Origin of the sequence: Microbacterium sp., from assembly GCF_044508325.1 — a bacterium.
Lineage (GTDB): Bacteria > Actinomycetota > Actinomycetes > Actinomycetales > Microbacteriaceae > Microbacterium.
Map to the genome: position 1 here is coordinate 1 of NZ_JBIQHX010000040.1, position 11151 is coordinate 11151.

General features: G+C 72.0%; 12 protein-coding genes. 6 read left to right on the forward strand and 6 right to left on the reverse strand.

The genetic code is table 11. The annotated features are described in order from the left end of the window. A partial coding sequence (locus tag ACIWQI_RS15980; protein ID WP_396658935.1) for a TCP-1/cpn60 chaperonin family protein occupies nt 1-474 on the forward strand: 474 nt, incomplete at its 5' end. A gap of 59 nt (nt 475-533) precedes the next feature. On the opposite strand, the gene ACIWQI_RS15985 is transcribed toward ACIWQI_RS15980, so the two are convergent. The 4 genes from ACIWQI_RS15985 to ACIWQI_RS16000 all read right to left on the reverse strand — a co-directional run bounded on the left by ACIWQI_RS15985 (nt 534) and on the right by ACIWQI_RS16000 (nt 4152). Further along, complete coding sequence (locus tag ACIWQI_RS15985) at nt 534-821, reverse strand: WXG100 family type VII secretion target (protein WP_324226088.1); 288 nt, start codon at nt 819-821, stop codon at nt 534-536. A 135-nt stretch (nt 822-956) separates the two neighbouring features. Beyond that, entirely contained in the window at nt 957-2714 is a 1758-nt protein-coding gene (locus ACIWQI_RS15990) for a sensor histidine kinase (RefSeq protein ID WP_396658937.1), read from the reverse strand. Nucleotides 2715-2738: 24 nt separating this feature from the next. Next, on the reverse strand, nt 2739-3431 hold the full coding sequence (locus ACIWQI_RS15995; RefSeq protein WP_396658939.1) for a response regulator transcription factor: 693 nt from the start codon (nt 3429-3431) through the stop codon (nt 2739-2741). A gap of 25 nt (nt 3432-3456) precedes the next feature. Then, on the reverse strand, nt 3457-4152 hold the full coding sequence (locus ACIWQI_RS16000; RefSeq protein ID WP_396658941.1) for a helix-turn-helix transcriptional regulator: 696 nt from the start codon (nt 4150-4152) through the stop codon (nt 3457-3459). Between the two features lie 81 nt (nt 4153-4233). Here ACIWQI_RS16000 and folE point away from each other — a divergent pair, with 81 nt between their 5' ends. The 4 genes from folE to ACIWQI_RS16020 all read left to right on the forward strand — a co-directional run bounded on the left by folE (nt 4234) and on the right by ACIWQI_RS16020 (nt 7728). Beyond that, a complete protein-coding gene (folE, locus tag ACIWQI_RS16005; protein ID WP_324226084.1) occupies nt 4234-4839 on the forward strand; it encodes a GTP cyclohydrolase I in 606 nt (201 codons plus the stop codon). Between the two features lie 13 nt (nt 4840-4852). Beyond that, a complete protein-coding gene (locus ACIWQI_RS16010) occupies nt 4853-6076 on the forward strand; it encodes an NAD(P)/FAD-dependent oxidoreductase (protein WP_396658944.1) in 1224 nt (407 codons plus the stop codon). 132 nt (nt 6077-6208) lie between these two features. Further along, nucleotides 6209-7024 (forward strand): dihydropteroate synthase, encoded by an 816-nt coding sequence (gene folP, locus ACIWQI_RS16015; RefSeq protein ID WP_396658952.1) that lies wholly within the window; start codon nt 6209-6211, stop codon nt 7022-7024. Beyond that, nucleotides 7024-7728 (forward strand): pyrimidine reductase family protein, encoded by a 705-nt coding sequence (locus ACIWQI_RS16020; protein ID WP_396658946.1) that lies wholly within the window; start codon nt 7024-7026, stop codon nt 7726-7728. Before folP ends, ACIWQI_RS16020 begins: the two co-directional genes overlap by 1 nt. Before the next feature lies 1 nt (nt 7729). Here the strand turns inward: ACIWQI_RS16020 and ACIWQI_RS16025 are convergent, their stop codons facing one another. Beyond that, on the reverse strand, nt 7730-8266 hold the full coding sequence (locus ACIWQI_RS16025) for a TetR/AcrR family transcriptional regulator (RefSeq protein WP_396658947.1): 537 nt from the start codon (nt 8264-8266) through the stop codon (nt 7730-7732). A gap of 107 nt (nt 8267-8373) precedes the next feature. Between ACIWQI_RS16025 and ACIWQI_RS16030 the strand changes: the two genes are divergently transcribed. After that, nucleotides 8374-9264, forward strand: coding sequence for an alpha/beta fold hydrolase (locus ACIWQI_RS16030; protein WP_396658949.1), 891 nt, complete (start codon nt 8374-8376; stop codon nt 9262-9264). Between the two features lie 3 nt (nt 9265-9267). On the opposite strand, the gene ACIWQI_RS16035 is transcribed toward ACIWQI_RS16030, so the two are convergent. Next, complete coding sequence (locus ACIWQI_RS16035; protein WP_396658950.1) at nt 9268-10908, reverse strand: DNA repair helicase XPB; 1641 nt, start codon at nt 10906-10908, stop codon at nt 9268-9270. Between the last annotated feature and the right edge of the window lie 243 nt (nt 10909-11151).

Genomic DNA, 11151 nt, shown 5'->3' on the forward strand with positions numbered 1-11151 from the left:
ACCGAGGTCGAGCTCAAGGAGCGCAAGCACCGCATCGAGGACGCCGTCCGCAACGCGAAGGCGGCCGTCGAGGAGGGCATCGTCCCCGGCGGTGGCGTCGCGCTCATGCAGGCGGGCCAGAAGGCGTTCGGCGAGCTGTCGCTCGAGGGTGACGAGGCCACCGGCGCGAACATCGTCAAGGTCGCCATCGAGGCGCCGCTCAAGCAGATCGCCCTCAACGCGGGCCTCGAGCCCGGCGTGGTCGCGGCGAAGGTCGCCGACCTTCCCGAGGGCCAGGGCCTGAACGCGGCCACCGGCGAGTACGGCGACATGTTCGCGCAGGGCATCATCGACCCCGCGAAGGTGACGCGCTCGGCGCTGCAGAACGCCGCGTCGATCGCCGGCCTGTTCCTGACGACCGAGGCGGTCGTCGCCGACAAGCCTGAGAAGGCTGCGGCGGCCCCGGCCGACCCGACCGGCGGCATGGACTTCTGATCCACGCTCGCACGAAGGGCCCCTCCGCACGGAGGGGCCCTTCATCGTTCCCGGCGCCGTCAGCGGAACAGGCTCAGGTTCAGCTGCTCGGCCTCCGCGTACTGGCGCCCGGCGGTCGCCAGCGCCTGGCTGATCGTGGTGAGCGAGTCCTCGACCTGCCGCTGCGTGACGCGCCACTGCTCGACCACCCCGTGGAAGGCCGCCGACGCCGACCCGGTCCACGCCGACTGCAGCTGCGTCAGCTGCGCGAGCATCGCCGAGGCCTCGGCCTCGAGACGGTCGGCGGTGCCGCGCACGGCGGCGGTCGCGGTGAGGACGGCGTCGCTGTCGACGGAGAAGACGGCCATGGCATGCTCCTGTTCGCTGGGGGATGCCCAGGCTAGCCGCGCTCGACCGGCCGCCGATCGCACGGACAGTCCGGCTGGGGAGGGATGCCTCGCGCCCGCTCCTGTGCAGGATCCGGCGCCCGGGCGGACCGTCGGTCACCGCTCCTCGGAGGGGAGGCGGTCCAGCGGCTGCGTCTCGATCTGCAGGTGCTCGGAGGCATCCCGCTTCGTGGCGAGCGGGAAGGAGGCGCGGAAGGTCGCCCCGCCGCCCGGGGTGTCGGCGACGGCGACGCTGCCGTGCAGCGCGTCGACGATCGACGAGACGATCGACAGCCCGAGGCCGCTGCCGCCGGTCTCGCGGGCGCGGGAGGTGTCGGCGCGCCAGAAGCGCTGGAAGATCCGGTCCTTGAGCTGGTCGGGGATGCCCTCGCCGTGGTCGACCACCGCGATCCAGCCGGTGCCTGCGTGGGCGTCCACGCCGACGGCCACCTCGATCGGGGCGTCGGCGGCGGTGTACCGGCGGGCGTTGGCCATGAGGTTGGTGACGACCTGCCGGATGCGGTTCTCGTCGCCGAGCACGATGGGTAGCGTCGGCACGTCGTCTGCGGCGGGATCGGACGGTGCCGCGGCCGCGGGCGGCGCGACGTCCTGGTCGGCCGCCGGGGGCGTCTGGGTCGGTGGAGCCTGGCGCTGCCGGCGGCGCAGCAGCGACATCGTCGTGGCGCCGGCGCGCGCGATGGCCGAGGTGGGCGGCCCGGAGCGGCGCCGAGCCGGCGCATCGTCGTCTTCGGGCTCGGGCGGTGCGGGCGGCTCTTCGGCGCCGATCGTCGTGTCGATCACGGTGACCACGCGCGCCGGGGCCGCCGCACGCACGTCCAGCGCGACGTCCCGGGCGATCGGGCGCAGATCCACCGGCTCGATGACGACATCGCGCTTCTCGTCGAGGCGGGCGAGCGCCAGGAGGTCCTCCACGAGCATCCCCATGCGGATCGCCTCCTTCTCGATCCGCTCCATGGCCTGGGATGTGTCCTCCTCGCCGCGGATGGCGCCCATCCGGTACAGCTCGGCATAGCCGCGCACCGAGACGAGCGGGGTGCGCAGCTCGTGGCTCGCGTCGCCGATGAACCGGCGCATCTGCCGCAGCGTGGTGTCGCGCTGCGCGAGTGCGCCGTCGACGCGGTTGAGCATCGTGTTGATCGCGAGTTTGAGCTTGCCGACCTCGGTCTTCGGCTCGACGTCGGTCAGACGCTGCGTGAAGTCGCCGGCGGCGATCGCCATGGCCGTCGTCTCGACCTGGCCGAGACTTCGGAAGGTCAGCGTCACGAGCAGGCGGGTGATCAGGGCGGCTCCGATGATCGTGATCAGAGCGAGGATGCCGTAGATGCCGAGGAACGTGTTGACGACGCGCTCGACCGGCGCGAGCGGCATGACGACCATCTGCGAGAACAGACCCGTCAGCCCCGGGGGCTGCAGCGGGCCGACGCTGGCGTGGAAGCTGCCGCGGCCGTCGGCGCCGGCGAGGTCGAACGGCGCCGTGCCGCGGCGGTTGGTGTCCAGCGGCGTCCAGGTCTCGGGGAACGCCGGCTCGGGACCGATGCCTCCGACGCTGATCAGGAACCTGCCCTCGGGATCGTAGAGGGCCAGGAAGTAGTCGGTCTGCACCGTGTCCGGCCGCGCCGAGACCACTCCCGAGATCGGGTCGATCTCGACCAGTCCGCTGGCGAGGTCGGCGGCGGCGAGCTGCTCGAGCTGGTTGTCGAGGTTCTGGGTCAGCGCGGTGCGCAGGAACACGCTCGCGCCCACCCCGGTGGCGACGAGGCCGATCACCAGCACGCCGACGGTGACGCCGGTGACCTTCGCCCGCAGGCTGACGCCGCGCCACCAGCGGGTGACCGCATCCATCTTCTTCGCCATCGGGTCGTGCGCCCTCCGGGCGCGTCAGCCGGACTTGCCGACCTTCAGCATGTAGCCGAAGCCGCGCTTGGTCTGGATCAGCGGCTCGGTCGAGTGCGGATCGATCTTGCGGCGCAGGTAGGAGATGTAGCTCTCCACGATGCCGGCGTCGCCGTTGAAGTCGTACTCCCAGACGTGGTCCAGGATCTGCGCCTTGCTGAGCACCCGGTTGGGGTTGAGCATGAGGTAGCGCAGCAGCTTGAACTCGGTGGGGCTGAGGTCGATCGACTCGTCGCCCACGCGCACGTCGTGCGTGTCCTGGTCCATGGTCAGCTCGCCCGCGCGGATCACCGCCTCCTCGTCGGTCTGCATCGTGCGGCGCAGGATCGCCTGGATGCGCGCGACGATCTCGTCGAGCGAGAAGGGCTTCGTGACGTAGTCGTCGCCGCCCGCGTTGAGGCCCTCGATCTTGTCCTCGGTCTCGTCCTTGGCGGTCAGGAACAGGATCGGGGCGGTGTAGCCCGCACCGCGGAGGCGCTTGGTGACGCTGAACCCGTTCATGTCGGGCAGCATCACATCCAGCACGATGAGGTCCGGCTCCTCTTCGAGGACGGCGGAGATCGTCTGGGCGCCGTTGGAGACGGCACGCACCTGGAAGCCCGCGAACTTCAGGCTCGTGATGAGGAGGTCCCGGATGTTCGGCTCGTCGTCGACGACGAGGATGCGCGGAGCAGTCATAGGCCCATTATGGTGACGGATGCCATCACTGCGCTGGATATCGGGCGGATCGGCGCTGCTCGGCCGCATCCTTCCGCGCGCGGATCTCGACGCAGCACCGGCCCTCGCGCGGCGCCAGGACGGGCTCGCGGTCGTCGCCCGTGGCCGCCGCCAGGCCCCGGACCAGCTCGACGTTGGCGCCGCACACCAGCGGCGTGTGCCGGGTGGCCAGCTGGTGGAAGGGGCAGTTCTCCAGCACCAGGTCGCCCTCGCCTCCCGCGGCCGGCGCATAGCCGCAGGCATCCAGGGCGTCTTCGAGGGTGTCGTGCCCGCCGCCGACGGCCGCTCCGGTGGCGAACGCCTCCTCGGCCACCGCTTCGCGCACGGGCATCCGGTCGCGCTCGGCGCGCTCCAGCGCCGCGGCGAGCAGCTCGGCGGCCAGCTCGTAGTGCCGCTCCGGGATGCTCGCGACCAGCTCGGTCGTCGCGACGCGGTACACCTTCGCCGGCCTGCCGGCGCCGGGGCCCGAGCGGCCGGTCAGCCGCCGGAACTCGGCGACCAGGAGCCCCGCGTCGGTCAGGCGATCGAGGTTGACCGCGGCGGTGCTGCGCGGGATTCCGAGGGCCGCCGAGGCGCCGTCGCGGGTGAGGTCGCCCTCGGCGGCGAGGCGGTACAGAGCACGCCGGATCGGGTCGCCGAGCAGGGCCAGCGCGGCGGCGCGGTTGGCGACGAGTGGGGTCACGCTGCGAGTGTATTCTAAAATTACGGATCTTGACAGAAGAATCTCGCCGCCGTACCGTGAGAGGCGAGAGGACGGTGGGCGATGTCGGGAACGGCACAGGTCGCGCAGCTGCACGCGGTCGAGGATGCGCCGCCTCCCACACGTCCTCCGATCGACCGGCCGCGCGCCCTCGCCGCCGTCGCCGAGCTGCTCACCGCGCTCGGCTACGAGCTGGGCGCCGATCTGACCGAGACGCCGCGCCGGGTGGTCGACGGCTTCGTCGAGCTGACCACCCCGAGACCGTTCACGATGACCGCGTTCCCCAACGACGACGGGTACGGCGAGCTGGTGGTGGTGCGCGACATCCCGTTCGTCTCGCTCTGCCGCCACCATCTGCTGCCCTTCCGCGGCGTCGCCACGGTCGGCTATCTGCCCGGCGAGCGACTGCTGGGGCTGTCCAAGCTCGCCCGCGTCGTCGAGCGGCACGCCCGCGACCTCCAGGTGCAGGAGAGCCTGACCGTGCAGATCGCCGACACGCTGGAGGCCGAGCTGGCCCCGCGCGGGGTCGGCGTCGTGCTGCGCGCCGAGCACATGTGCATGTCGCTGCGCGGCGTGCAGGCGGCCGGGGCGACCACCGAGACGACGTCGTTCCGCGGCGAGCTCGCCGGCGACCGCGGACTGCAGGCACGTTTCCGGCAGGAGATCTGACAGAGGGGGATGCATGGCGCACATGCTCATCATCGGCGGCGGAATGGCCGGCGGCACCGCCGCAGCCACGCTGCGCGACAGCGGCTTCGACGGTGAGGTCACCGTGGTCGCCGCCGAGGGGCATCCGCCCTATCAGCGGCCGCCCCTGTCCAAGGGGTTCCTGGCGGGATCCGAGGGACTGGATGCCGTGCACCTGCATCCCGCGGACTGGTACGCCGAGCGCGACATCACGCTGCGCACGGGCGTGGCGGCGACCGGGCTCGACCCCGCGGCACGGACGGTCACCCTCGCCGACGGCACCGAGCTCGGCTACGACGCTGTGCTCCTGGCCACCGGCGCGTCGCCGCGCTCGCTGCCGCTGCCCGGCCACGATCTTGCCGGCGTGCATCAGCTCCGGCGCATCGAGGACTCCGAGGCGCTCAAGGAGGCGCTGCAGGACGGCGGGAAGCACCTCGTGCTGATCGGCTCGGGCTGGATCGGCATGGAGGTCGCCTCGACCGCGCGCGGCTACGGGAACGAGGTGACGATCCTCGAGCGCGACCCCGTGCCGCTGGCCGCCGCCCTGGGCGAGCGCCTCGGGTCGGCCTTCGCCCAGATGCACCGAGAGCACGGGGTCGACCTGCGCACGTCCGCGAACGTGGAGCGCATCACCGGGGAAGGGCGCGCGGACGGCGTCGTCGTCGACGGCGAGACGGTGCCCGCCGATCTCGTGCTCGTGGGCGTCGGCGCCGTTCCGAACACGGCGCTCGCCGAGGCCGCCGGACTCCGGCTTCACAACGGCATCGTCGTCGACCCCGGCTTGCACACCAGCGCCGCCGGCGTCTTCGCGGCGGGCGACGTCGCGAATGCGTACCACCCGGTGATCCAGCGCCATCTGCGCAGCGAGCACTGGGCCAACGCGCTGGAGGGGGGCAAGGTCGCGGCGAACTCGATGCTCGGCCGCCGCGCCGTGCTCGACGCGATCCCCTACTTCTACACCGACCAGTACGACCTCGGCATGGAGCTGTCCGGCTACCCGCCCCTGATGGCCGATGCCGACCTCGTCATCCGCGGCGATCTCGACGCGCGCGAGTACATCGCGTTCTGGGTGCAGGGCGAGCATGTCGTCGGCGGCATGAACGTGAACGTGTGGGATGTGAACGAGGCGGTGCAGCGGCTCATCCGGTCGGGCGAGGCGGTCGACCTCGACCGGCTGCAGGACCCGGACGTGCCGCTGGAGGATCTCATCCCGTCGTGACCGCGGGCGGGCACAGGGCGTCGCCGCGCACCTGACGGCGACGCACGAGTCCGCCTGTCGCACGGCTACTCTGGCGACGGGAGGTGTGCGGTGATCACGGACGGGCTCGATCTCTCCCGGCGCTTCGCCGTCATGGCCATCGTGAACCGCACCCCGGACTCGTTCTACGACCGCGGCGCGACCTTCGCACTGGATCGGGCGATCGCCGCGGGGGAGCAGGCGGTCGCCGAGGGCGCAGCGATCGTGGATGTCGGCGGCGTCCCGTTCGCCCCCGGGCCCCCGCTTCCCATCGAGGAGGAGATGGCCCGCGTCGTGCCGGTGGTGCGCGCGCTCGCGCCGCTGGTGGCGGTGAGCGTCGACACGTTCCACCCCGAGGTCGCCCGCGCCGCGATCGACGCCGGTGCGGCCATGATCAACGACACCACCGGTCTGCACGATCCGCGCATGGCGGACGTCGTCGCCGCGGGGGGTGCGGCGCTGGTCATCGCGCACAGCCTGGCCGCGCCGCGCACGCAGCATCCGGTGCCGCATTACGACGACGTGATCGCCGAGGTGGCGGCGTTCCTGTCCGAGCGGCGCGCCCTCGCGCTGGCACGGGGCGTGCCCGCGGAGCGGATCGTGCTCGACCCGGGGCACGACCTCAACAAGAACACGCGGCAGTCCCTCGAGCTGACCCGGCGCCTGGGCGAGCTGACGGCGCTCGGCTCGCCGCTGCTGGTGGCCCTGTCGAACAAGGACTTCGTGGGCGAGTCGCTCGACCGCGACCGCGGCGACCGGCTCGCCGGGTCACTGGCGGCCGCGGTCTACTGCGCCCTGCAGGGCGCCCGCATCGTGCGGGCCCACAATGTGCGTGAGACCGTCGACGCCCTGCGGATGACCGAGGCCATCCTGGGCTGGCGCGCGCCGGCGTACCTGCGCCACAACATGCGACCGGAAGGGAACGACTGATGCCCACCCGCGACGAGCTGCTGGCTGCCTATGCGCTGCCCGACCGCGACGCCACGCGCGTGCGGATGAACTTCGTGCAGAGCGCGGACGGAGCCGTGACCCTCCAAGGGCGCAGCGGCCCGCTCGGCGGTGACACCGACCGCGCTGTCATGCGCGTGCTGCGGGCGATGGCCGACGTCGTGATCGTCGGCGCCGGGACGGTGCGCGTCGAGGAGTACGGCGGGCTCGGGGGAGACGACGAGGATGCCGCCTGGCGTCGCGCCCGCGGGATGGCCCCTGCGCCGCGCCCGGCGGTGGTCTCGCGGTCGCTGGGCCTGGACCCGTGGCATCCCTTCTTCGCGAAGGCCGAGGCGCGTCCGCTCGTGATCACCTGCGCGGCAGCGCCCGCGGCGCAGCGCGTCGCGCTGGCCGAGGTGGCCGATGTGCTCGTGTGCGGCGACGAGTCCGTCGATCTCGGCGACGCCCTCGGCGCGCTCGCCGACCGCGGGCTCAGCCAGGTGCTGTGCGAGGGCGGTCCGCACCTGTTCGGGTCGCTGCTGGAGGCGGGACTGGTCGACGAGGTGTGCGTGACGGTCGCGCCGCGGTTCGTCGGCGGTGCGGCCGGTCGCATCGCGCAGGGCGCGGCAGAGGCCGACCGCCGGTTCCGCCTGGCCGGGTCGTTCAGCGACGCCGACGGGTACGTGTTCCTGCGCTACACGGCGTAGGTCAGCGGGCCAGCGCCGCGTCCACGGCGCGGGCGATCACGTCGTCGACGGGCGCGTCGGGATCGACCGTGAGGCGGTGCAGCAGGAGCCCCTCCGCGGTGGCCATGAGGAACACCGCGCGCTGCTCGGCCCGGGTGCCGCCCAGGTCGCGCAGGATGGCGCGCACCCAGTCCTCGAACACATCGCGCTGCGCCACCAGCGGTCGCGTGGCATCCTCGTCCGCCTCGAGGAACAGGGCGTAGCGTGCGCGGGTCCGCGCCGCCAGCGGGCCCGACTGCGCCTCGATCATGCGGCTGAGGGCGGCGATGAGCTGCTCCCGGGTCGTGATCTCGGGAACCCCCGCATCGGCGCGCTCTGCGGCGGCGATCCATTCGATGACGCCCGCCACGAGGGCGGCGCGGGTGCGGAAGTGGTTCGAGGTGGACCCCGGCGGGAGGGAGGCCGCGGCATCCACTCGTCCGTGCGTGAGCGCGCGCACGCCTTCCGAGCCGACCAGCTCGACGGCGGCGCGCAGCGCGCGGCTCCGGGTGCTGGTCATGAGACGAGCGTAGATCACTACGTTTCTAGTGACAAAACTACTATGAACGTAGTACGCTACCTGCACGCGATTCCCCGCATGACTGGAGGTCGATCATGGAAGCACCGGTGTCTGCGCAAGAGTCCGCCGCGCGGACGTGGTCGCCTCCGCTGCCGGCCGCGGCGGGCTTCGAGCACACGGTGATCGAGACGGCCGGCATCCGCACGCACCTCGCCGCCATCGGGAAGGGCGATCCCGTCGTCCTGCTGCACGGGTTCCCCTCGCACTGGTGGCAGTGGCGCACGATCGCCCCGGCGATCGCCGCAGCGGGGTACCGGGTGATCTGTCCCGATCTGCGCGGCTCCGGCTGGACGCAGGCGGAGGACCCGCGCTTCCGGCGGGACGCGATGAGAGACGACCTGCTCGCGCTCTTCGACATCCTCGGCATCGATCGCGCCCACCTGGTGGCGCACGATCTGGGCGCGGTCGTGGCGAATCAGTTCTGCTACGCGCATCCGGAGCGGGTGCGCACCGCCGTGCAGCTCGCGGTGCCTCCCGGGTTCATGAGGTTCAGCCCGAGGCTGCTGCCCGCCTTCGCGCACATGCCGCGCATGCTGATGCACCGCCAGGGGCAGTCGCTGCGATGGCTCTACGGGCCGCGGTACGCCGCTGTCCCCATGGACGAGGCGACCATCGACGCCTATCTCTGCGTGCAGGAGCGCCCGGAGGTCGATCGCGCCGTCCGGGCGCTGTATCGCGGCATGATCGTGCCCGAAGTGGTCCGTCTCGCACGCGGCGACTACCGGCGGATGCGACTCCAGCCGCCCACCCTCGCCGTGTTCGGCCGGCGGGACGGCCCGTTCACGGAGCCCGTCGTGCGCGGCATCTGCCGAGACCACCAGGAGTGTGCGGAGCGTTTCGAGCTCGCCTTCGTCGACGACGCCGCGCATTTCGTCACCGACGATGCGCCGGACGCGGTGGCCGCGCTCGCGCTGGACTGGCTCGGCCGGGCGGGCTGAGCGTCACGCGGCGAGCGACTCGGCATCCAGGATCGTGTAGCTGTACCCCTGTTCGGCGAGGAAGCGCTGGCGGTTCTGCGCGTAGTCCTGATCGACGGTGTCGCGCGCGATGAGCGTGTAGAAGCTGGCGGTGTTGCCCGACTCCTTCGGGCGCAGCAGGCGCCCGAGCCGCTGGGCCTCCTCCTGGCGGGAGCCGAACGACCCCGACACCTGGATGGCGACGGATGCCTCCGGCAGATCGATGGAGAAGTTCGCCACCTTCGAGACGACGAGCACCTCGATCGTCCCCTCGCGGAACGCCTGGTAGAGCTGTTCGCGCTCGTCGACCGGTGTCGCACCGGTGATGCTCGGGGCATCGAGCGCCTCGGCGAGCACCTCGATCTGATCCAGGTACTGCCCGATCACGAGGATGCGCTCGCCGCGGTGCCGCTCCACGAGGTCGCGCACGACCTCGATCTTGGCCGGCGCCGTCGCGGCCAGCCGATAGCGCTCCTCGTCGGCGGACGCGGCGTACTCGAGGCGGTCGCCGGCGGGCAGGTCGACGCGCACCTCGTAGCAGGCGGCGGGGGAGATGTAGCCCTGGGCCTCGATCTCCTTCCACGGCGCGTCGAAGCGCTTGGGCCCGATGAGGCTGAACACGTCTCCCTCACGGCCGTCCTCGCGCACGAGCGTCGCGGTCAGGCCGAGGCGGCGGCGGGCCTGCAGGTCGGCGGTCAGCTTGAAGACCGGCGCGGGCAGCAGGTGGACCTCGTCGTAGACGATCAGGCCCCAGTCCAGGGCGTCCAGGAGCGCGAGGTGTGCGTACTGTCCCTTCCGCTTCGCGGTGAGGATCTGGTAGGTCGCGATGGTGACCGGCTTGATCTCCTTGACCTGGCCGGAGTACTCGCCGATCTCCTCCGGGGTGAGGCTCGTGCGACGCAGCAGCTCGTCGCGCCACTGCCGCGCGCTGACGGTGTTCGTGACGAGGATGAGGGTCGTCGTCTTCGTCTCGGCCATGGCGCCGGCCCCGACGAGCGTCTTGCCCGCTCCGCAGGGCAGGACCACGACCCCCGAGCCGCCGTCGCGGAACTTCTCGACCGCCTCGTGCTGATAGGGGCGCAGCTGCCAGCCGTCCTCGTCCAGCGCGATCGGGTGGGGGGTGCCGGGCGTGTAGCCGGCGAGGTCCTCGGCGGGCCAGCCGATCTTGAGCAGCTCCTGCTTGATGTGGCCGCGGGCCCAGGCGTCGATGACGTATGCATCGGGCGAGGGGTGACCGACCAGCAGCGGCTGGATGCGCTTGTTGCGCGCCACCTCGGCGAGCACCGCAGGGTCGGTCGAGCGCAGCACGAGGGCGCCCTCGTCGTCGCGCTCGATGACCAGGCGCCCGTAGCGGCCCACGGTCTCGCGGATGTCGATGGACACCGAGGGCGGCACCGGGAATCGCGACCAGCGGTCGAGTGTGGCGAGCATGTCGTCGGCGTCGTGCCCCGCCGCGCGGGCGTTCCACAGTCCGAGCCGCGTGATGCGGTAGGTGTGGATGTGCTCGGGCGCGCGCTCGAGCTCCGCGAAGATCGCGAGCTCGTGGCGGGCGGTCTCGGCATCCGGGTGCGCCACTTCGAGCAGCACGGTGCGATCGCTCTGCACGATCAGTGGGCCGTCAGACATAAGGGTCCATTCTACCGGCGTCATGGCCGCCACCGGCCGTTGCCGAACCCATCGCATCGGTGCGACCCCATTCGATCCGAGCGCACAGATCGACTGGGTTGGTACCGATGTGATGGGTTCGGCGGGGGAGCGGGGGGAGCGGGGGGAGGGGGAGCGGAAGGGGGAGGGGCGGGGGCTGTAGCGGGGGGGGGAATGTGCAGGGGTGGAGGCGAGGAGGGGCCCGGGCCGTCTCCCCTATCCTGG